This is a genomic window from Enterococcus sp. 5H (genome assembly GCF_028128615.1).
In the GTDB taxonomy this organism is placed as follows: domain Bacteria; phylum Bacillota; class Bacilli; order Lactobacillales; family Enterococcaceae; genus Enterococcus_L.
This window is the reverse complement of the sequence record NZ_AMDP01000024.1, coordinates 55183-76605: the sequence shown is the minus strand read 5'-3', so window position 1 is coordinate 76605 and position 21423 is coordinate 55183. Positions and strand designations below refer to the sequence as shown.

At 36.1% G+C, this 21423-nt stretch carries 20 protein-coding genes; 11 read left to right on the top strand and 9 right to left on the bottom strand.

From position 1 onward, the window contains the following. Positions 1-3 precede the first annotated feature (3 nt). From C240_RS10750 to C240_RS10730, 5 genes are all read left to right on the top strand, one after another. Positions 4-2493 carry an ATP-dependent Clp protease ATP-binding subunit gene (locus tag C240_RS10750; RefSeq protein ID WP_271495440.1) on the top strand — a complete coding sequence of 830 codons (2490 nt, stop codon included), beginning with the start codon at positions 4-6 and terminating at the stop codon, positions 2491-2493. A 270-nt stretch (positions 2494-2763) separates the two neighbouring features. Then, on the top strand, positions 2764-3684 hold the full coding sequence (locus C240_RS10745; RefSeq protein ID WP_271495437.1) for a peptidase U32 family protein: 921 nt from the start codon (positions 2764-2766) through the stop codon (positions 3682-3684). Between the two features lie 14 nt (positions 3685-3698). Beyond that, positions 3699-4940 carry a peptidase U32 family protein gene (locus C240_RS10740; RefSeq protein ID WP_271495434.1) on the top strand — a complete coding sequence of 414 codons (1242 nt, stop codon included), beginning with the start codon at positions 3699-3701 and terminating at the stop codon, positions 4938-4940. A 221-nt stretch (positions 4941-5161) separates the two neighbouring features. Continuing rightward, entirely contained in the window at positions 5162-6514 is a 1353-nt protein-coding gene (gene gor, locus C240_RS10735) for a glutathione-disulfide reductase (RefSeq protein ID WP_271495431.1), read from the top strand. A 94-nt stretch (positions 6515-6608) separates the two neighbouring features. Further along, a complete protein-coding gene (locus C240_RS10730) occupies positions 6609-7166 on the top strand; it encodes a hypothetical protein (RefSeq protein WP_271495428.1) in 558 nt (185 codons plus the stop codon). A 23-nt stretch (positions 7167-7189) separates the two neighbouring features. On the opposite strand, the gene C240_RS10725 is transcribed toward C240_RS10730, so the two are convergent. The 4 genes from C240_RS10725 to C240_RS10710 all read right to left on the bottom strand — a co-directional run bounded on the left by C240_RS10725 (position 7190) and on the right by C240_RS10710 (position 11301). Further along, the gene (locus C240_RS10725) at positions 7190-8176 is read right to left on the bottom strand and encodes a polyprenyl synthetase family protein (RefSeq protein ID WP_271495425.1); all 987 of its coding nucleotides are present in this window, start codon (positions 8174-8176) and stop codon (positions 7190-7192) included. Between the two features lie 38 nt (positions 8177-8214). Further along, positions 8215-8775: a Gx transporter family protein gene (locus C240_RS10720; protein ID WP_271495422.1), complete on the bottom strand. Its 561-nt coding sequence runs from the start codon at positions 8773-8775 to the stop codon at positions 8215-8217. Positions 8776-8791: 16 nt separating this feature from the next. Continuing rightward, on the bottom strand, positions 8792-9214 hold the full coding sequence (locus tag C240_RS10715; RefSeq protein ID WP_271495419.1) for a NusG domain II-containing protein: 423 nt from the start codon (positions 9212-9214) through the stop codon (positions 8792-8794). A 155-nt stretch (positions 9215-9369) separates the two neighbouring features. Further along, positions 9370-11301: an NAD(P)/FAD-dependent oxidoreductase gene (locus tag C240_RS10710; protein WP_271495417.1), complete on the bottom strand. Its 1932-nt coding sequence runs from the start codon at positions 11299-11301 to the stop codon at positions 9370-9372. Between the two features lie 264 nt (positions 11302-11565). On the opposite strand from C240_RS10710, the gene pplA reads away from it, so the two are divergent. From pplA to C240_RS10690, 4 genes are all read left to right on the top strand, one after another. Then, positions 11566-12492 carry an extracellular electron transfer flavoprotein PplA gene (pplA, locus tag C240_RS10705; protein ID WP_271495414.1) on the top strand — a complete coding sequence of 309 codons (927 nt, stop codon included), beginning with the start codon at positions 11566-11568 and terminating at the stop codon, positions 12490-12492. A 243-nt stretch (positions 12493-12735) separates the two neighbouring features. After that, positions 12736-13815 (top strand): FAD:protein FMN transferase, encoded by a 1080-nt coding sequence (locus tag C240_RS10700; protein WP_271495411.1) that lies wholly within the window; start codon positions 12736-12738, stop codon positions 13813-13815. An 11-nt stretch (positions 13816-13826) separates the two neighbouring features. Beyond that, positions 13827-14774, top strand: coding sequence for a 1,4-dihydroxy-2-naphthoate polyprenyltransferase (gene menA, locus C240_RS10695; protein ID WP_271495408.1), 948 nt, complete (start codon positions 13827-13829; stop codon positions 14772-14774). A 270-nt stretch (positions 14775-15044) separates the two neighbouring features. Beyond that, positions 15045-15374 (top strand): hypothetical protein, encoded by a 330-nt coding sequence (locus C240_RS10690; RefSeq protein WP_271495405.1) that lies wholly within the window; start codon positions 15045-15047, stop codon positions 15372-15374. Between the two features lie 108 nt (positions 15375-15482). On the opposite strand, the gene C240_RS10685 is transcribed toward C240_RS10690, so the two are convergent. Next, positions 15483-15749 carry an LPXTG cell wall anchor domain-containing protein gene (locus tag C240_RS10685; RefSeq protein ID WP_271495402.1) on the bottom strand — a complete coding sequence of 89 codons (267 nt, stop codon included), beginning with the start codon at positions 15747-15749 and terminating at the stop codon, positions 15483-15485. A gap of 132 nt (positions 15750-15881) precedes the next feature. Next, positions 15882-16868, bottom strand: a complete 987-nt coding sequence (gene birA, locus C240_RS10680; protein ID WP_271495399.1) for a bifunctional biotin--[acetyl-CoA-carboxylase] ligase/biotin operon repressor BirA — start codon at positions 16866-16868, stop codon at positions 15882-15884. A gap of 182 nt (positions 16869-17050) precedes the next feature. Here birA and C240_RS10675 point away from each other — a divergent pair, with 182 nt between their 5' ends. After that, positions 17051-17263 carry a zinc ribbon domain-containing protein gene (locus C240_RS10675; RefSeq protein ID WP_271495397.1) on the top strand — a complete coding sequence of 71 codons (213 nt, stop codon included), beginning with the start codon at positions 17051-17053 and terminating at the stop codon, positions 17261-17263. A gap of 46 nt (positions 17264-17309) precedes the next feature. On the opposite strand, the gene C240_RS10670 is transcribed toward C240_RS10675, so the two are convergent. The 3 genes from C240_RS10670 to C240_RS10660 all read right to left on the bottom strand — a co-directional run bounded on the left by C240_RS10670 (position 17310) and on the right by C240_RS10660 (position 20164). Further along, positions 17310-18113, bottom strand: a complete 804-nt coding sequence (locus C240_RS10670; RefSeq protein ID WP_271495394.1) for an ABC transporter ATP-binding protein — start codon at positions 18111-18113, stop codon at positions 17310-17312. Next, positions 18113-19063, bottom strand: coding sequence for an ABC transporter permease (locus C240_RS10665; RefSeq protein ID WP_271495392.1), 951 nt, complete (start codon positions 19061-19063; stop codon positions 18113-18115). Before C240_RS10665 ends, C240_RS10670 begins: the two co-directional genes overlap by 1 nt. 123 nt (positions 19064-19186) lie before the next feature. Then, positions 19187-20164, bottom strand: a complete 978-nt coding sequence (locus C240_RS10660; RefSeq protein WP_271495390.1) for an ABC transporter substrate-binding protein — start codon at positions 20162-20164, stop codon at positions 19187-19189. A 507-nt stretch (positions 20165-20671) separates the two neighbouring features. Here C240_RS10660 and C240_RS10655 point away from each other — a divergent pair. Next, positions 20672-21250, top strand: coding sequence for a polymer-forming cytoskeletal protein (locus tag C240_RS10655; protein WP_271495387.1), 579 nt, complete (start codon positions 20672-20674; stop codon positions 21248-21250). Positions 21251-21423: the final 173 nt, after the last annotated feature.

Genomic DNA, 21423 nt, shown 5'->3' with positions numbered 1-21423 from the left:
GGTATGGATGAATTATTTACAGATAGTGCTAAAGCAGTATTAGCGATTGCACAAGAAGAAGCAAAATATTTTAGGCATCAGTCTGTTGGATCTGAGCATATATTATTAGCATTAGTGTTAGAGCCAAATGGTATTGCTGGAAAAGCTTTGCGCCAATTAAATGCGGATAAAAATGATATTCGTGAAGAAATTGAACACTTAACTGGATACGGAACTGTGAAAGATTATCCCAAAGGTGCTTACTTACCTTACTCACCTCGAGCAAAACAAATTTTTGCTTACGCAGGAGATGAAGCACGACGCTTAGGAGCTCCAAATATTGGAACAGAACATATTTTATTAGGACTATTAAGAGATGAAGATATTTTAGCATCTCGTATCTTACTGAATTTGGGTATGAGCCTTTCAAAAATGCGTCAGCTATTGATGAAAAAAATTGGTGTAACTGATCCTCAAATGAGTGGAAATGTTGGGCGTCGCCGAAATAATCAAGCACAAAAGGCAGCTCCAAAAGGTACGCCTACATTAGATTCTTTAGCTCGTGATTTAACTAAATTGGCTAGAGAAAATAATCTTGATCCTGTTGTGGGAAGAGCACAAGAGGTAAGACGTTTAATTCAAATATTAAGTCGGAGAACAAAAAATAATCCAGTTTTAGTTGGTGAACCAGGTGTTGGTAAAACAGCAATTGCTGAAGGATTAGCGCAAAAGATTGTCAATGGTGAAGTGCCGGAAGATATGCAGGATAAACGTTTGATGATGCTTGATATGGGTGCTTTAGTGGCAGGAACGAAGTATCGTGGTGAGTTTGAAGACCGATTGAAAAAAGTTATCGACGAGATTTATCAAGATGGTGAAGTAATCCTGTTTATTGATGAGTTGCATACATTGATTGGTGCAGGTGGAGCTGAAGGTGCGATTGATGCATCGAATATATTAAAACCAGCTCTTGCCAGAGGTGAACTGCAAACAATTGGTGCCACTACTTTAGATGAATATCAAAAATATATTGAAAAAGACTCTGCTTTAGAACGTCGTTTTGCTCGTGTACAAGTGGATGAGCCAACACCTGAAGAAGCGGAAGAGATCTTAAAAGGTTTACGTTCTCGCTACGAAGAACATCATGGTGTAGAAATTACAGATGATGCGCTGCATGCAGCAGTTCATTTGTCTGTCCGATATATTAACTCACGTCAGTTGCCAGACAAAGCAATTGATTTAATGGATGAATCAGCAGCGAAAGTACGTTTAGACTTGGCGGATGAACCATCTGAAATTAATGATTTACGTATAGAAATTGCTCGTTTAATTCAGGAAAAAGAAGAAGCAATTCAAGCACAATCGTTTGAAAGTGCAGCAAGATTACGCCGAAAAGAGAAGAAACTAGCTAGAAAATTAGAGAACATCTTATTACTAAAAGAAAAAGAAGCTTCTGGATATGCTAACCGTGTGACAGAACAAGATGTTTCTAATGTTGTTTCGCAATGGACAGGTGTTCCGTTACAACAATTAGAGAAAAAAGAAAGTGAACGATTACTTGAGCTGGAAAGTATTTTACATCATAGAGTAGTTGGGCAAGATGAGGCAGTTCAAGCGGTATCACGCGCGATTCGCAGAGCTCGCAGCGGATTGAAAGATCCAAATAGACCAATTGGTTCGTTTATGTTCTTAGGACCAACAGGCGTGGGTAAAACTGAGTTAGCCAAAGCGTTGGCTGAAACAATGTTCGGCAGCGAAGATGCGTTAGTTCGTGTTGACATGTCTGAGTTTATGGAGAAATATAGTACAAGTCGTTTGATAGGTTCTCCTCCAGGCTATGTCGGATATGAAGAGGGTGGACAGTTAACTGAAAAAATTCGTCAAAAACCTTATTCTGTGATTTTATTAGATGAAGTGGAAAAAGCTCATCCGGATGTATTTAATATCTTGTTGCAGGTGTTAGATGATGGTCATTTGACTGATTCTAAAGGCCGTAAAGTTGATTTTAGAAATACAATCTTAATTATGACATCAAATATTGGAGCGACTGCAATTCGTGAAGAAAAAAATGTTGGGTTTAACGTAAAAGATCTAACAAAAGACTACGATGCAATGCAAAAAAGAATTATGGAAGAATTGAAAAAAGCCTTCCGTCCGGAGTTCTTAAACCGTGTTGATGAAACAGTGGTCTTCCGTTCATTGGATCAAAAGGAAATCCATGAAATTGTTAAAATCATGAGTAAATCAATTGTTCAACGACTAAAAGAGCAGGATGTAAATGTAAAAATTACGCCAGCTGCAATTGAAGTCATTGGGAAAGTTGGTTTTGACCCAGAATACGGAGCTCGTCCAATTCGCCGAGCATTACAAAAAGAAGTAGAAGATCGTTTGAGCGAAGCGTTACTTTCAGGACAAATCCATCTAGGAGATAAAGTGACTGTTGGAGCAAGCAAAGGTAAAATTACATTAAATGTGAAGTCACCTAAACAAGAACAGGTTTTACAAGAAGTTTAAAAATAAAATACGAAAATAGAACGTGATAAGGCTGAAAGTTAGTTTTGTCACGTTCTTTAAATGTCGTAAAAACAGTATATTTAGGAGTTTTTAGCAAGAATAGGTAATTACTTTGTGAAAAATCCTTGTTAAAATAAAGAGAGGCTATTGGAAAGTTTGTGAACGTATGCTACTATAAAACAGTCATTAGAAGCTAATTTAATTGGCTTCATGAAATAACATCTCTTTTGATGTTAACTAGTTCATTCAGCTTTCAAAGGAGGATACAAAATGATTGAACTTATTGCAACTGCTGAATCGCTTGAACAAGCCGAAGCATTATTAGCAGTAGGAGTGGATACATTATATATTGGAGAAGAGGCATTTGGCTTACGTTTGCCCACATCATTTTCTCGAGAAGAACAAAAAGCAATCACTGAAAAAGCTCATGCAGCTGGAAAAAAAGTCATCGTGGCTGTAAATGCAATTATGCATCCAGAAAAAATGGAAAAAGTTCCAGAATATTTAACGTTTTTAAAAGAAATTAAGGTAGATCAATTGACGGTAGGAGATCCCGGAGTTGTTTTTGTTATGCAGCGCGATGGAATTGATATTCCTTATATTTATGATGGAGAAACCTTAGTTACAAGCTCTCGTCAAATCAACTTTTGGGCAAAACGAGGATCAGTTGGTGCTGTGTTAGCCCGAGAAGTGCCTTTTGAAGAAATGAAAGCTATGGCGGAAAATTTAATGGTTCCTGCCGAAGTACTTGTTTATGGAGCAACTTGCATACATCAATCTAAACGGCCGTTATTGCAAAACTACTATAATTTTACCAAAAACGATGAATCAGCAAGTAAAGAACGCGGCTTGTTTATATCAGAACCTAAAAAAGAAGAAACACATTATTCTATTTATGAAGACAGCCATGGCACACATATTTTTGCAGATAATGATGTTAACTTAATCGGTGAAGTGGATAAACTCTATGAATATCAATATACCAAATGGAAACTGGATGGCATCTACGCACCAGGAGAAAATTTTGTAGAAGTAGCAAAACAATTTGTTACTGCAAAAGAAAAGATCGAAAGCGGAAGCTGGTCAGATGATGAAGCTCAAAAGGCAATTATTGAAATTGAAGCTTTACATCCAGCAAACCGCGGCTTAGATATAGGCTTCTTTGATTTAGACCCAGATGAGATAAAGTAAGGAGAAAAAAACAAATGACAAACGAACGAACACTGAAGCGTCCCGAGGTTTTAGCACCTGCCGGGACGCTGGAAAAACTAAAAACTGCGATTCATTACGGCGCTGACGCTGTTTATATTGGCGGAAATGCTTACGGCTTACGTAGCCGCGCAGGAAACTTCACAAAAGAAGATATGATTGAAGGGGTAGCATTTGCTAAAGAACATGGCGCGAAAGTCTATGTTGCAGCAAATATGGTCACTCATGAAGGAAATCAAGAAGGAGCAGGAGAATTTTTCAGAGAAATCCGTGATGTCGGTATTTCAGCGGTAATTGTTTCTGATCCAGCTTTGATTGAAATTTGTGCATCGGAAGCACCGGGCTTACCGATCCATTTATCTACCCAAGCTTCGGCGACCAATTATGAAACGTTAGAGTTTTGGAAAAATGAAGGTCTTGAGCGTGTGGTTTTAGCCCGAGAAGTTTCTATGGAAGAAGTGGCGGAAATCCGTAAAAATACAGATGTCGAAATCGAAGCCTTTATCCATGGAGCAATGTGTATTTCTTATTCTGGCAGATGTACACTTTCCAACCATATGTCGATGCGTGATGCCAATCGTGGCGGTTGTTCACAATCTTGTCGCTGGAAATATGAATTGTATGATATGCCTTTTGGTGCAGAGCGTACGAGTTTGACGAATAAAGGTGAAGTAGAAGAAGAATTTTCTATGAGTGCGGTTGACATGGCAATGATTCAGCATATTCCTGAATTAATTCAAAATGGTGTAGATAGTTTTAAAATTGAAGGACGCATGAAGTCAATTCATTATGTTTCTACGGTAGCTAATGTTTATAAAAAAGCTGTGGATACCTATATGGAGGATCCAGAAAACTATGAGTGCAAACAAGAATGGATTGATGAGTTATGGAAAGTGGCACAACGTGAACTTTCAACTGGTTTTTACTATCATGTACCAACTGATGAAGAGCAATTGTTTGGAGAACGTCGTAAAATTCCTCAATATAAATTTATTGGAGAAGTCATGGCTTATGATTCAGAGACAAAAGTCGCAACAATCCGTCAAAGAAACCACTTTAGCGTAGAGGATGAAATTGAATTTTACGGTCCTGGGTTCAATCACTTCCATCAAACGGTTGAAGTTATGTATAATGAAGATGGCGAATCAATTGATCGGGCGCCAAATCCAATGATGATTTTAACGATGCCTGTCAATCAGCCAGTAGCTATTGGTGATATGATTCGTAAAAAGAAGTAAATAACAATGATTAAGAGTATGGGACAAAACTAAAGATCAGTTTTGCTCCACACATTGCACCCGAATAAACGGCGAGATCAGAAGCAACATCTTCGGAAATAAGCTGAAATTCACAAAAATTTGAAGAACAATTTTCGTGAATTCCTTCTTATTTCTCGAGGTTTAGCACTTCTGTCCCAGCCTCTTTAATTACAGAGTTAAGTTCAAGGAGGATTCAACAGATGGCAAAACAGTATGATTATATTGTAATCGGTGGCGGCAGTGGTGGAATTGCTTCAGCAAATCGTGCAGGAATGCATGGCGCTAAGGTGCTGCTGATCGAAGCAGGAGATATCGGCGGAACATGTGTAAATGTCGGTTGTGTACCTAAAAAAGTAATGTGGCAAGCTAGCTCATTAATGGAAATGATTAATCGAGATACCCAAGGTTACGGTTTAGACGTGGAAGTTAAATCCTTTGATTTTAAAAAATTGGTTCAGCATCGAGAAGCGTATATTGATAATTTACATGCTGCATATCATCGTGGTTTAGATAGTAATAAAGTTGAGGTTTTAGCTGAATATGCAACGTTTGTAGATGAAAAGACAGTCAAAGCTGGCAATGAAACTTATACAGCACCTCATATTTTGATTGCTACAGGAGGACGTCCAAAGAAATTAGGAATCCCAGGAGAAGAATATGCGCTAGATTCAAATGGTTTTTTTGAATTAGAAGAGTTGCCGAAACGAGTGGTATTTGTAGGCGCTGGATATATCGCAGCAGAATTAGCTGGTACAGTTTTAGGCATGGGTGCGCAAACGCACTGGGCTTTTAGAAAAGAACGTCCACTACGTGATTTTGATGAAATGCTCTCGCAAAAAGTGGTGGAACATTATGAACAAGATGGTATGTACATCCATCCAAATTCTGTACCTCAAAAAATCGAAAAGCAAGCATCTGGTGATTTTATAATTACCTTTGAAAATGGCTTAGAAATTAACGCAGATTGTGTGATTTTCGGAACAGGCCGTCAACCTAACACAGATTCTTTAGGCTTGGAAAACACTAACGTTGATTTAACGGATAAAGGCTATATCAAAGTAGATAAGTTCCAAAATACAACTCAAAATGGGATTTATTCAGTAGGTGATGTGATTGGGAAAATTGATTTGACACCAGTTGCTATTGCAGCTGGAAGACGTTTATCTGAGCGATTGTTTAATGGAAAAACGGACGAACATTTGGATTACAATACAATTCCAACTGTGGTCTTTACTCATCCGCCAATTGCAACGGTTGGTTTAACTGAAGCAGCAGCAATTGAACAATATGGTCAAGAAAATATCAAAATTTATCAATCAACATTTACTCCAATGTATTTTGCTTTAGGTGAATATCGTCAAAAATGTGATATGAAACTAGTTTGTGCCGGAGCTGAAGAAAAGATTGTCGGTCTTCACGGGATTGGGCTAGGCGTTGATGAAATGCTGCAAGGATTTGCTGTAGCGATCAAGATGGGCGCAACCAAGAAAGACTTTGATAATACTGTAGCAATCCATCCGACAGGTTCAGAAGAGTTTGTGACAATGAGATAGGAAAATGAATGAGGTGAAACTATTTTTTAGCTTCATCTCATTTTTTATGTAAGTCGATATTTTGAAGCAGCAGTTTACATATTAGGAGTAAATTATGAAATGTTTAACTAGTTATGCAAAAAAATCCAGTAAAAAAATTGTTATTCTCAGTATAGTAATTGTAGTTTTATCGGCAATAGTTATTCTTATTGTTGCAATATTTAATAGATGTGAATTACCCAATGCCACATTGAAAAATATAGCAATATATTTTAGTTTAATATTCTCACTACCGTTGTTTTCATATGGAATGTTCGTTTTCCCACAACTTATTATGACTCGTTATAAAATCAATAAGTATCTTGAGACTAGTTCAAAAGAGAAACAGCAAGAATTGAAAGTTTTGTTGGATCGGGAAATTGATGATAAGGAAATTAAATGGCATTGGCAACCACAATTTAGTGAACATTTTATCCTTCTGTTACCAGATATTCTGATTGATCGAGATGAACTTTTGTCTTGCAAAAATTATGGAACGACCAATTACCATAGAGCGGGTACCTATTATCGAGTGAAATTTATCTTGAAAGATGGGAGAAAAAAAGTAGTAAGTTTTCCTACAAAAGCAGGTTCAAAAGAAACTGTAAGGTGGTGGCAGCAAAAAAGCCAATAGGTTGATAACCCACTGGCTCAAATTTAATTCGTTCGTGCAAGAATTGCTTGCGTAATCGCTAAAAGTTCTTTTTTCGCATTGGAAGGTGTTTCGGGTAATTTCTCAATGCCTTTCAATGCTTTCTTTGTATATTTTTCGGCAAGTTTTTGAGCTTTGGCAACCCCATCGAAAGTATGAACATATTCATAGATTTTGTTAGTTTCGCTGTCTGTTAGTGTCGCTCCTTTTTCTAGATAGGGTAACAAAGTGTCACGACCATCTTCTAAAGCGTATAAGAGTGGTAATGAATAAACACCTTGACGGACATCTTCCAGTACGGGTTTTCCGATTTGTTCAGGACTTTGAGTATAGTCTAAAACATCATCAATAATCTGAAAAGCAATACCGATATGTTCACCGATTTGTCCACAGTTTTTGGCAAAACGTTCAGAAGCACCGCTCTCGTATGCTCCAATAAAACAACTTAGTGAAAAAAGTTCAGCTGTTTTTCCGGAAATATTTTCAAGATATTGGTCAATGGTCATAGTAAGATTATAGCGATTATCCATTTGCCCTAATTCACCACTTAAAATTTTTTCCATACTTCGAGAATTTAGCTGGATACTTTTTAATGATGAAGAGTAATCAGCCAGCAGTTTAAAACAGCTGACAAATAAGTAATCGCCAGCGTAAACGGCAGTGCTATTGCCGAATTGAGAACGAATAGTTGGAAGGCTTCTTCGTATATCTGCATCATCAACAATATCATCATGAATTAAAGTAGCTGTATGTAATAACTCAATGGCAGCAGCTAAAGCGACAGCTTTTTTTGGATCTCTATTTTCGCCAAATTGTGAAAATAGCAGTTGATAAGCAGGGCGCAATAATTTACCGCCGGAATGAATCATGGACATAACGGCATTTTCAACATCTTTATTTTTTAAATTAACACTTTTATCCATTAGTTGGAGCGTGCTATTTAATTCTTTCGCTAGTTCGGGATAATTTTTCCACATGGGATGAATATTCATAAAATGACTCCTTTGGTGTACTCACTAAAATCAATTGGTTATTGGAAGTCTTGACTCCATTTATGTTTGGTTGTTTGTTCATAGTTTAGCTGGAACTGGCGCAGTGTTTGTACGTGCCGCAATAAGTAGTTTGCCGCTATTCCAATAGCAATCCCTGATAGTATACCGAAAAGAGATAAAAACGGCAGGTACAACATCGGACTCCATGATTGGGCAAAGAAACAAGTTGTCAAAAGTTGTCCAACGTTATGCAAAAAACCACCAGCTGCACTAATTCCAATAATACTGACACGTTTAGGTCCTAATTGCATAATTAAAAGCATGCCTAAATAACTCAGTAATGCACCACTGGCACTATAAAAGAAGGTTGAAATGGTTCCGCCTAACAACGTTGTCAAAATCAATCGCAAACAAACTAAGAAGAAACTATCTCTTTTTCTCATCGTAAAAATAGCAATAATCGTAATTAAATTGGCTAAACCTAGCTTTGCTCCAGGAGCAAAAGCAAAAGGATAAGGAATCATATTTTCAATTAAACCGATAATCACACCTTGTGCAACTAGCATGGAAATGTAGATATTTTTTTGTAATTTTGTCATAATCTATCGGCAGTATCTAGTAAATTAAACTGCCATCCTCACTCCCGTCAGATGCTTGAACTGTGATGAATAAATTATGTGGTAGGCAAGCAATCGGAGTTTGTCCAGATTTAGAGATCCAGCCTCGTTGTACGCAGACTTGGTCACCACAGTTTGATTCCAGCATACGAATTCGATCTCCGCTTACCTCAATTATATTATAATCACCATCAGAATCTTCATATTTGTATGTATATGTAGGTCCATCTTCAATTAAATCAAAGACTTTGATTACTTCTCCATCAACTTTAAGAATCGCCTGATTTTTGACATTATCACTTTGGGTTTGATTCATGCTAAAAACAACAAGGGGCAAGAAAGAACTGAGAATTAAAAGTAAAATAATGGCAATATCCCAAGGACGAATGAAACTTTTTTGAAAAAAATCTTTAATTGTCAACACTTTCCTCTCCTTTATTGTTTTAGTTTTGTTTATTTTATCATAATCGTAAAATAAAGCTAAGGACAGAAGCTTATAGCTCTTGGAACCAAGAAGAAATGATCTTCTTTGAGGAGCTGCTTCTGTCCCGCTACATATTTAAATGTTAATTACTACTATTTACTGCCGTATCTGGATTTTGGTGTACCGTACCACCACTTACCTAGTGTACGTTGTAACCAAGGGATTACCCAGCGGTCTAAACCGATAGCGCGTCCAGAACCATTCATTAACGCAAATGCGACAAAGATAAACCAGATATTTACCCAGTAGAACATTCCTGATAAACAGAAGGCAACAGTTAAACCAATTGTTGCTGCACTACTTAACCAAGTGAACAACCCAGCGATTAATGCTAACGCAATTAAAACTTCAACGATTGTCATGAATTTTTGCATAAACAATGCAACATCTTGGTTTGGCATCATGAATTTCATTACGCTTTCAAACCATTTTGGCATATGATCGAAGACTTGCATAGGTTCTTCACCGTATGCATAGCTTAAACCAAAGTGAGCTGCTTGAGTTGCCGCATCAGCAGCACCATCAGTTGCACCACTTGCTGCAGTTGTCGTTTCAGCAGCTGCAGATGCACCAGTTGTTACTTGTTCTTGTAACCAAGGGAAAGGGAAAACGACTTTGTCCGTAAACCAAGAACCCTCACCAAACCAAGTACTTGGTTTTAAATAATCGCCATTTCCGACAATTTTTTTCATTGATTCTACTAACCAGACTGTTCCGTAGAATACACGTAGAGGTACGCTCCATAAAACGTTACCGTAACGAGAAGAATGTCCGCGAGTTACATTACGATCATCTTTCACATGGAAAAACTCATGCATAATGTATTGGAACATATAATAACCTGAACGAATATCAAAGAAGTATTTCAAGTTAACGATGTGTTTCATAATAATCGCTAAGAAACCGCTAAGGTGAATCTTATCAAATAAGTTCGCCACGCCCCATTTAGCACCAACAGAAACCATGAAACCTTGATAATTTCCTTTGAATTTGTGTTTTTCTCCGCCTTTGATATCAGCAACGATATTTGCAGCAGCTGTGTGACCAGTTTGTTCAGCAGCCTGAACGATTTGCGGTGTTGGTGTGTTAGGAAATTCTTCATAATAAACCAAGTCACCAACGATGTAGATATTTTTGTCTTCATAGCCTTTAGCTTGCATATATTCGTTTGCAATTAAACGATTTCCACGAGCTGATTCTAAACCAAAGTCGGCAGCATCAGAAGTTGCTTTAACACCAGCAGTCCAAATTAATGTATGCGTTGGTACTTCAGAACCGTCTTTAAGTTTAATATGATCGGCAGCTACTTCAACGATTGGCGCATTAAGAAGTAATTGAACGTTTTTCTTCGCTAAGTAACGTTCTGCTTTAGCTGCATCATTACGTGATAACATGTTTAAGATTGTCGGCATTGCTTCAACAACCATTAATGTAAATTCATTAGGGTCAAGTTTGAATTCTTTCGCAAGACGATCTTTCCAATCGATTAATTCACCGATCATTTCAATACCAGTAAATCCAGAACCGCAGACAACAAATGTTAACATCGCTTTGCGAACTTCAGGATCTGGCTCAATCGCTGCTTTTTCAACAGTTGCTAAAATGTGTTCGCGGATTCTTACAGAGTTCTCGAAAGACCAAAGTGTAAATCCATGTTCTTTTACGCCTGGTGTACCAAAATCATTTGGTTCACCGCCCATACCGATGATCAATTGATCAAATTCGTATGAACCTAATTTTGTTTGAACGATTTTCTTGTCTTTGTCGATACCAGTTACAGTATCAGTCACAAGTTTAACGTTCTTTTTACGTGCAAATAAACGTTGTAGATCATATTGGATCGCATCTGGTTCAACACGTCCCCCAGCTACTTCATGCAACTCAGTCATCATGGTGTGGTAAGAATGACGATCAATTAGAGTAATCTCAACGTCAGAGTCTTTTTTTAATTTTTTTGCTAAAAATTTAGTTGCTGAAACGCCAGCATACCCAGCTCCCACAACGACAATTCTTTGCTTTGTCATTGATAATCCGCTCCTTAAGAAAATAAAATAAAAATTGATAATAATTACACAATCGAATCCATTATATAGCGATTTGTGGGTTTTGTCTAATAACAATTCTTAAATATAGGAAATAAAATTTTTTTTATTAAAAGATCATGAAAAAACGATAAAATTTTATTTTTCATCCCAAGTTTATTTGACATAATTAGATTTTTCTATAGAATGTAAATTATATCACAAACTAAAATTGTGAATGTATAAGAAAAGGAAAAGGTGAATAAAATGAAAATGAACAACTTTGTAAAGGGATTCACAGCTATTGCACTTTCTACTCTTGTTTTGGCAGCGTGCGGATCAGATGACAAGAAAGATACAGCCAAATCATCTGAATCAAGTACTGCAACATCAAAAACAGCAGAATCTTCTACTGAAGCTGAAAAAGTAGCTGGAGGAGATTTACAAGACGGTACTTATAAATTAGAAGAAAAAAATGAATCTAATGGTTACCGTGCAACGTTTGAAATGACTGTTAAAGATGGTAAAATTACTGAATCTAAATATGACAACATCAATGCTGATGGCAAGTCAAAAACTGAAGATAAAGATTACGAAAAAAATATGAAAGATAAAACTGGTGTGGGACCAGCTGAGTTCATTCCTGAATTGAACGAATCTTTCGTTAAAGCACAAAGCGCAAGCGGTGTTGAAGTAGTAACAGGAGCAACTCATTCTACTGAGTCATTCCAAAATTATGCACAACAATTGATCCAAGCGGCACAAATTGGTGATACTGATACAATCGAGATCGACAATGGTGCTCCACTTAAAGATGGCACATATTCATTGAAAGAAAAAAATAACTCTAATGGTTACCACACAACATTCTCAATCGTTGTTAAAGATGGTAAAGTAACTGAGTCTAAATACGATAACGTAAACGATGAAGGTAAATCTAAAACAGAAGATGCTGAATACAACACAAGCATGAAAGAAAAATCTGGTACAAACCCAGAAACATATATTCCTGAATTAAATGATGAATTTGTGAAAGCAATGAACGAAGAAGACGGTTCTGCTGCCGATGTTGAGGTAGTAACAGGAGCAACTCATAGCTCTCATTCATTCGTAATCTATGCAGAACAATTAATCAATGCTGCTGAAAAAGGCGATACAAAAGAAATCGTAGTAGACAACATCGTTACAAAATAAAACTTCCTCGGTGTAAGTTAAGTAATATCATGCAGAATTCAGGTGTTTTCCTGAGTTCTGCTTTTTGCTGTGAATTATCTGCTATGTTTAAATAGATTATGTTTCATCATGAATCTCAATTATGAACAAGTTCTTTCTTTTTTTACAAAATACATAAATAAAAAATAGAAATATCTTTCCAACTAAAGAAAAAAGCGCTACTATAAATAAGATGATTTTTCTACATAAGAAAGAGGGAAGCAAATGAAAAACAAAAAAACACTATCCATTCTATTAGCAGCACTATTTTTAGTCGTGTTGGCAGGATGTAATGGAGCATCAAAAACTGAGACAGCGAAGATCAATAAAGAACCTTATACAGATCAACAATCTTTACTTGGAACCTATGTACAAGTCCGAATCTATGATGATGGCAAGGAAGATGTTTTAGAAAAAGCATTTGCTCGTGTTAAGGAGTTAGGGGATAAAATTACTGTAAATGAAAAAGGGTCTGAAATTGATGAAGTCAATGCACAAGCTGGTATTAAACCAGTGAAGGTTTCTGATGACATTTATCCATTGCTGAAACGTGCTTATGAATATAGCGAAGATTCTTCTGGCGGGTTTGATATGGCGATTGGTCCAATTACCCAACTTTGGCATATTGGTTTTGATGATGCCCGTAAACCTTCCCAGGAAGAAATCGATCAGGCATTAAAATTAGTTGATTATCATAAAGTCATTTTAAATGATGAAGATCAAACTGTTTACCTTGAAGAAAAAGGAATGGAATTGGATTTAGGTGCGATTGCTAAAGGCTACATCACAGATGAAGTAGTCAAAGTTTTAAAAGATAATGGCGTAACAACTGCAATTGTCGATTTAGGCGGAAATGTTTTTGTATTGGGCCATAGTCCGCGTGGAAAAGATATGGATTGGACAGTCGGAATCCAAGATCCAAATAAAGCACGTAATACAGTAATTGGAACGGTAAAAGAAAGCAACAAGACCTTAGTTACTTCAGGAATTTATGAACGTTATTTAGAAGTTGACGGTCAGACATATCACCATTTATTTGACCCAGAAACAGGTTATCCGTTTGATAACGATATTGCAGGTGTAACAGTTATTACAAATAAATCAATCGATGGTGATGGTTTATCGACTGCTGTATTTGCGATGGGTGTGAAAAAAGGGTTGGAATATGCTGAAGGTTTGAAAGATGTTGATGTAATTTTTGTGACAAAAGAAGATAAAGTCTACGTGAGCAAAGACATTGCAGATGTTTTTGAGTTGGATAAAGATTCTGGTTATACAATGGGCGATCGTCAAGACTTGAAATAAGGAGAACAGATATGTCGTTAAAAGTGTTTTTGCAAGTGGTAGAAATTCAGACTAAGTTAGCGAGTCTCTTTCCTTTTGCGATAGGGGTATTGTTTTCACTTGCTTATTTTCAGCAGTTTCAATTAGGTTATACACTGCTGTTCTTTATAGGGATGATTACGTTTGATATGGCAACAACGGCTATTAATAATTATATGGATTTCAAAAAGGCAAAATCTGATGTTTATAAATATGAAGAGAACATTATCGGTAGTTCCGGTGTTGCTCCGAAATTAGTTAGAAATATGATTTTTGCTATGATTATTTTTGCGGCAGTGATTGGGATTTTTCTAACAGTTAAAACAGGTTGGCTATTTTTAGTAATGGGCGGTGTTTGCTGCTTTATCGGGATTTTCTATACATTTGGTCCAATTCCATTGTCACGGATGCCGTTAGGAGAAGTTTTTAGTGGCTTTACAATGGGTCTTGGTATTTTTGTAATGACAATCTATTTGAATGTTTTGGAAGATCGTCCATTTTATTTGATGTTAGATTTTGATAAAGGTAGTTTTGCCTTGACGGGGAATCTATGGACAGTTCTAGCGATTATCTGGGCATCGTTACCGATGGTCTTTACGATTGCAAATATTATGCTAGCAAATAATTTGAGGGATTTAGATACAGATATTGAAAACCATCGGTATACGTTAGTTTATTATATCGGCCGTAAGCAAGGAGTAGTCTTGTTTCAATTATTAATGCTGGCTTGTTACGCAATAGTATTGATTGGTCTGCCATTTGGCGTATATCGTTGGCCGATTTTATTGGTATTTTTATCTTTTCCTGTTGTGTGGAAAAATCTACAATTGTTTAAAACAGAATCACCACATCCGAAGAGTTTTGGTTATTCGATAAAAAACTTGATTGCATTTAATGGAAGTTATTTTCTGGGATTATTAGTAACGATTATTTTTGAATAGAGAAGAAAAGCAAAGCTGCTAGAATGAAGATTCTACGGCTTTGTTTTTTTATTTAACACAAAAGAAAATGTAGATTAGAAATGGTTTGTAAGTAAGTTTTCAATAAAATGATAAAAAGAAATTAGATTTCATAGTCGTAAAAATGTTACAATATAGTCAGAATTCAACGATCCTAAATCATATAAAATTTTTTAGGTCTATTGGATTGATAAATTTAATAATATCAAAATGTATTCTGAAAAATAGTATATTTTATAAGGAGTTATAGCTATGAAAAAAGTAATATGGATATATTCTGTAAATGCAAGAGGAGGAAGTATTAGAACCAGTGGGTCTGGTATGCTTTGGAAGCGGTCAAAAAAATTTCAAGATAAAGTTAAGTTAGAGTTACTACCAGAGTGGGATGTTACATTTATCAGTTACGATATTACCGAAAATACGCTACCTTCCGCGGATGTAATTATGTATAGTCAAATGGATAGCATATATATTAATGAGGCTATAAAAAAGGTAGGTCTGGTTGTTCCCTACAAAGACATACTAACGGAAAATATTGAAAATTTGAAAAGGGCGCTAGAAAATTTTATAGAGAAAAAATAAATAGCATGTTTAAACAGATCTTTGAGGTTGGTCATATTTTATACATCATAGTTTAATAAAAAAAGAAGAAAGTAGAGACCAACAACATTCTACTTCCTTCTTTTTCTCTTATTTTTTACTTCGAATGAACAATAACAACAAAATAAGTAAAATCACAGCAATTCCAGCAATTGACAGGTAAATAGTTTTCTTTTCGCCTGTATTTGGATAGCTAGTTTGCCTGGTATTCTTAATCGCGCTAGATGCCATTTCAATATTTTGTGTGGTATCTAAAGAAATATCATGTTCTTTAGAATTCGTGGGAGCTTCTCCTGCAAAACTTACTACAGGAAACAGTGAAAATAACATCATCAATAAAACAACCATTTTTTTCATAAACATTCTCCTTTTGTAACATTTGAATTATTTCGCAATATAAATGTAACATGAATGAAATGTTAAGTGAGTGATTTCTAGAAAAATGCTTACCTGCTTAAGAAAAACTTAAGAAAGTATTTGGAAGTGTATTTATTTTGATGATTCTATTTTACTTAAGCTGATTTCTCCAGAAGAAAGGACTTTCTCAACGTTATTTTGTAATTCTACAACCAATTCACCACGGTCATTAATAGCAGTCGCTATTCCTTCATAATCCTGTCCAGCTTGTGAAAATTGAACTGTTTTTCCAAGAACAAAAGATCTCTTCCGATATTCTTCTAGGAATTCTTGATTAGGAAGCTGTTTCAGGATTGCGTAAAATTGATTCCAGATGTCGCCAATTAATTCATTACGCGTGATGGTTGGCTTGCTGGTAGAAAATAAGGAAGTCGCTTTTTCTCTCAACTCTTTTGGAAAGTCTGTCTCCTGTACAGAAAAATTAATGCCCATACCGATAATAACATTTGAAATTTGCCCGGATTCGACATCACTCATTGCTTCAGATAAAATACCACAGACTTTTTTTCCGTTTATATAAATATCATTCACCCATTTAATTTCTGTTTGAACATTCGCAAATTTATCCATCGCACGGGCAACTGCAACAGCCATAATCAAGGTATATTGAGCCATTTCTTCAAAATTTTGATTAGGTCGTAATAGCATACTCATGTAAATACCACCGCCAGCTTTTGAGAAAAATGGTCGTCCAAATCTTCCTTTTGGTGCTTCTTGGAGGTCTGCAACAATTAATGTATTATCTGGTTCACTATTGATAGCGGCAAGTTTAGCGTCTTTCATAGTAGATTCTGAAGCGTCTAGTACAGTAATTGAAAGTTCAGGTGTTGCTGAGTTTAAGGCTAAACGAATGCCTTCAGCAGATAAAACATCAGATTTTTCATAGCGATAACCTTTGTTTCGGCTACTTGAAATAGTGTGACCTTCTTTTTTTAATTCATTGATGGCTTTCCAAATCGCTGTTCGAGACAAAGAAAGTTGCTGGCCCATATCTTCACCTGAAATATAATCAGGAGTTTGCTGCATTAATAAAGTTAAAACCTGGCTTTTTGTCGACATAATATTCGCTCCTTTAATCGTACTTTCATTGTATCTGATGCAGCAGTTACGAGCAACCAGAATCCGTCGAAAAGCGTAGGCAAATATCCATCTAGAGGTTGAGGAAATTTAGCTACAATTTGCTATACTTAAGTGGTAGGAACAAAAAGTACCGTACACATATAATAAAGGAGTAAGTAAACATGGAAAGAAAACAGTATGTATGTGATAAATGTGGCAATACACATTATATCTCAGATCAATTCCAAGCAACTGGAGGCAATTTCTCAAAGCTATTTGATGTCCAAAATAAAAAATTCATAACCGTAAGTTGTTCAAAATGCGGTTTTACTGAATTGTACCGTGGACAGACATCAGATGGTTGGAATGTTTTAGACTTTTTGATTGGTGGATAATGAAAAAGAACCAACTGCAGAAAATTGCAGTACGGTTCTTTTTTCATTAGACGAGTAATAGCTGATCGTCTTTTAATTCAGTTCCACTATTTTTATGGAATAAATCCATTAATTCGTTAACGGTTAAATCTTTTTTCTGTTCGGCAGGTACATCAACAACGACTTGACCTTGATGCAGCATAATTAAGCGATTGCCGTAATGGATAGCATCTTCCATATTATGAGTAACCATAAAGGCAGTTAAGTTCTGTTCCCGAATGAGTTTTTCAGTCAATTCCATAACGGTAGCAGATGTTTTAGGGTCGAGTGCTGCAGTATGTTCGTCTAGTAAAATCAATTCAGGACGAATCAAAGTAGCCATCAAAAGCGTGATCGCTTGGCGCTGTCCGCCAGATAATAAACCAATTTCTGCACCTAGACGATTTTCTAAGCCAAGATTTAAACTAGCTAATTGTTCTTTGAAAAAGTCTCGGTCTGCTTTACGTACGCCATTTCCTAGTCCACGTTTTTTCCCGCGTTTCATTGCTAAAGCCATATTTTCTTCAACAGTTAATCTAACCGCTGTCCCCATTTTTGGATCTTGAAAAACACGGCTAATTTGTTTTGAGCGAGCGACAACACGTTGTTTGGTGATGTCTTTGTTATTTAGAGTAATTTGACCTTGTTCAATTGGTAAAGTTCCAGCGATACTATTTAACAAAGTGGATTTTCCTGCGCCGTTACCGCCGATAATCGTGATGAATTCTCCTTGATTAATTGTTAAATCAATGCCTTTTAATACATGATTTTCATTAATCGTACCGCGCTCAAAATATTGATGTAGGTTTTTGATTGTTAAGACTGGCTGCATTAGTTAGTACCTCCTTTACGTTTTCCTAATTTAGAAAAGCCTAATTTTTTTTGAATTAATGGTGAAGATAAGCAGATGACTAAAATGATTGCTGAGAATAATTTCAAGTCAGCCGGATCTACACGTAATTCTAAGACACAAGCAAGAATGAAACGGTAAAGAATTGCACCAATGACGATAGTAATTAAACGAATACCCAGAGATTTATTTTTGAATAAAACTTCTGCAATAATAATCGAAGCAAGTCCAATTACAATTGTTCCGATACCTGAATTTAAATCGGCAAAATTATTATTTTGGACTAATAAAGCGCCGGATAAAGCAATGCAACCATTGGAAAGCATATAGCCAATGATCTTCATATTATCTGTTTTAATACCGTTTGCTTCACTCATATCAATATTGTCGCCAGTTGCTCGTGTTGCCAGCCCGATTTCAGTTTTAAAGAAAAGGACTAGAAGTACAATGGCTAGAATGACGATAATCAGTCCAACTAAAATAGTGCTGTTTACTCTGCTAAGACCTAGTGATTGAGCCGGTGAAAAAATCGAATTGGTACCGAGTAATGAAATATTTGGAGCACCCATAATGCGTGAGTTAATACTGTATAGACCAGTCATTGTAATAATACCAGCCAATAAAGCCGGGATTTTTAATTTTGTGTGTAAAAGGCCAGAAACTAAACCGGCTAACATACCTGCAATAAAAGCAATAATGATAGCGAAAATTGGTGTTGCTAATGAATGAAAGGAAACCAAAGATTGGATCGGTGCTGGCCAAGTACTAGGATCTTTTGCCAAGATAACTGCGGCGACTGCACCACCTAAAGGAAAACTACCTTCTGTTGTCAAATCTGCAATGTCTAAAATTCGGTAAGTCAGGAAAACTCCAATAGCTAATAATGACCATAATAATCCTTGGGATGTAGAGGAAAGTAATATATCTATCAATTAAATCAACTTCTTTCAACAAAATTTTATGTATAAAGGCTGAGGCAAAAGTAATTAGTTTACTTGCTTATAATCGCTTTTGCCAAGCCGTTTACTCATATACTAAGTGGTTCGATCAAAAAATTAAGGAGCTTTGATGCTATCTGGGTCAATATCTAAGGCTTCAGCCATATCTTTGTTTACGTAAAGCTCAAAGTCTTTTGCTTTTTCAACGGGCATATCTGCTGGAGTTGCTTCACCTTTTAAGATTTTCGCTGCCATTACGCCAGTTTGTTTGCCTAGGGATTTATAATCAATCCCTACTGTTGCTAAACCGCCTGCTTCAACTTGTTCGATGGAACCTGCGATAACGGGGATTTTCTTTTCTTTGGCAACTTCGCCAATAACAGCAGCTGCTGAAGCAAAGGTATTATCGGTTGGAATGTAAATAGCATCCGCATCTTTAGCTAAGCTTGTTGTCACTTGCTGAACATCATTGGTTGAATTAGCGGTTAAAACTTTTGCTTTAACGCCAGCATCTTTCAATGCTTTTTCAGCTAAATCAGCTTGGATTTTGGAATTTGCTTCCCCTGCGTTGTACATAATTCCTACTGTTTTAGCGTCTGGAACGATGCTTAATAATAAGGCAATTTGGTCTTCGATTGGTACGATATCTGTTGTACCAGTTACGTTTCCGCCAGGTTTTTCATCGGATTTGACTAATTTTGCACTAACTAAATCAGTAACAGCTGTGACGACAATCGGGATATTAGTGGTTTCGTTTAATAATGACTGAGCGGCAGGTGTTGCAATTCCCAATAATAAATCGGGTTTTCCTCTGACTAGTTTTTCACTCATACTTTTTAATTGAGCTTGGTCATTTTGGGCATTGCTGTAAGTAATAGTTAGGTTATCGCCTTCTTTAAATCCTTCATCTGCTAATCCTTCTTTGAAACCTTCAAAAGCAGCATCAAGCGATCCGTGCTCAACTGGTTGTAAAACGCCAATGGTTTTGTGATCGTCATTTTTTTCGCCGTCAGCTTTTTTTTCGTTACCGCAAGCGCCAAGTGTTAATAATGCTACTGCTGATAGAATGCTTAGTCCTAATAATCTTTTTTTCATCTTGATTCCTCCGTTTGTCATATAATTGATGAAACAAAAAATCCATTTAGACATTTGAGCCTAAATGGATTGATAAAAGTCGTATGGTAAACACTTCTTCACTCGCCACTTAGGAATGTCTACGTGGCTGTTTGTTCAGTGCAAAATGCTCTAGCCATCATAGATACAAAAACAGGTTTTTGCTGTTTGTACCCACGATTTGCATGAATACAAAACTATCTAAAATAGCTAAAGTAAGAATGATTCAGTTGTGGGTTGATTAAGCAGTTCATAAAAATCCCTCCGCAAATTGAATTGTGTTCAGTATAAAGGAAAAAGTAGAAATTTGTCAACTAATTATTTAAAATATTCTGAAAATTTGAACTGTTATTTTATTTAAAAATAGATAGGGGAAACTATAAGTATTTAATAAATTAATAGAAGCAAGGGGATATTTTTATGCATTTTACTGTATTCATGGTAAAATCTAAGTTGAATTAATAATTATATTTTATTAGGGGGATTCAAATGATTTCAAAAAAATTAATTACAGTAGGAACTTTAGCAGTAGCAGTGTTGGCATTAGGTGCATGTAGTAGTGATAGCAGCAGTTCAAAAGACAGCTCATCATCAAGCAGCAAAACAGAAGAAACTTCAACAAGCTCTAGTACAGATGTTGTAACTTCAGCATCAATCAGCGACAAACCAGAAGTTCTTGAAAAAGCTTTAGGAGAAGATGGTAACTGGATTATTGCAGCTACAGCAGACGTAACATTTGATAAAGATGTAACTGTTGCGGGTGAATTCCATGATAAAGGCGAATCTTCTGGCGATATCTACAGAAAATTAGCTTTATACTCACAAGATTCAGATCGTAAAGTAACTGCTGAATACACAATGACAGTTCCTGAATTAGTTGTTGAATCTGAAAACTTCAACATCGTACACGGAACAGTTAAAGGTGACATCTTAGTTAAAGCTAATGGCTTTGTTTTAGATGGCGCTAAAGTAGAAGGTAACGTAACGTTTGAAAAAGAAGAATACAAAACTTCTGCTAAATTAGAAGAAAATGATGCTTCAGTTACTGGTGATGTAACAGTTAAGTAAATCAAACTTAATTAACTAAAGATGAAGAGACATTCAATTTTTATTGGGTGTCTTTTTTTTGGTAAATAAGAGATATACATCAAGATGGAAAAATCTGGAAATACCTTGACTTTTACTATAGAAGGAAGTAGAATGTATAGATGCAAAAACTATCTGAAAAATGACGAAGCAGG

Coding starts and splice junctions, on each gene's coding strand:
- C240_RS10750 (WP_271495440.1), top strand. CDS start 4: ATGGATGAATTATTTACAGATAGTGCTAAAGCAGTATTAGCGATTGCA.
- C240_RS10745 (WP_271495437.1), top strand. CDS start 2,764: ATGATTGAACTTATTGCAACTGCTGAATCGCTTGAACAAGCCGAAGCA.
- C240_RS10740 (WP_271495434.1), top strand. CDS start 3,699: ATGACAAACGAACGAACACTGAAGCGTCCCGAGGTTTTAGCACCTGCC.
- gor (WP_271495431.1), top strand. CDS start 5,162: ATGGCAAAACAGTATGATTATATTGTAATCGGTGGCGGCAGTGGTGGA.
- C240_RS10730 (WP_271495428.1), top strand. CDS start 6,609: ATGAAATGTTTAACTAGTTATGCAAAAAAATCCAGTAAAAAAATTGTT.
- C240_RS10725 (WP_271495425.1), bottom strand. CDS start 8,176: ATGAATATTCATCCCATGTGGAAAAATTATCCCGAACTAGCGAAAGAA.
- C240_RS10720 (WP_271495422.1), bottom strand. CDS start 8,775: ATGACAAAATTACAAAAAAATATCTACATTTCCATGCTAGTTGCACAA.
- C240_RS10710 (WP_271495417.1), bottom strand. CDS start 11,301: ATGACAAAGCAAAGAATTGTCGTTGTGGGAGCTGGGTATGCTGGCGTT.
- pplA (WP_271495414.1), top strand. CDS start 11,566: ATGAAAATGAACAACTTTGTAAAGGGATTCACAGCTATTGCACTTTCT.
- C240_RS10700 (WP_271495411.1), top strand. CDS start 12,736: ATGAAAAACAAAAAAACACTATCCATTCTATTAGCAGCACTATTTTTA.
- menA (WP_271495408.1), top strand. CDS start 13,827: ATGTCGTTAAAAGTGTTTTTGCAAGTGGTAGAAATTCAGACTAAGTTA.
- C240_RS10690 (WP_271495405.1), top strand. CDS start 15,045: ATGAAAAAAGTAATATGGATATATTCTGTAAATGCAAGAGGAGGAAGT.
- C240_RS10685 (WP_271495402.1), bottom strand. CDS start 15,749: ATGAAAAAAATGGTTGTTTTATTGATGATGTTATTTTCACTGTTTCCT.
- birA (WP_271495399.1), bottom strand. CDS start 16,868: ATGTCGACAAAAAGCCAGGTTTTAACTTTATTAATGCAGCAAACTCCT.
- C240_RS10675 (WP_271495397.1), top strand. CDS start 17,051: ATGGAAAGAAAACAGTATGTATGTGATAAATGTGGCAATACACATTAT.
- C240_RS10670 (WP_271495394.1), bottom strand. CDS start 18,113: ATGCAGCCAGTCTTAACAATCAAAAACCTACATCAATATTTTGAGCGC.
- C240_RS10660 (WP_271495390.1), bottom strand. CDS start 20,164: ATGAAAAAAAGATTATTAGGACTAAGCATTCTATCAGCAGTAGCATTA.
- C240_RS10655 (WP_271495387.1), top strand. CDS start 20,672: ATGATTTCAAAAAAATTAATTACAGTAGGAACTTTAGCAGTAGCAGTG.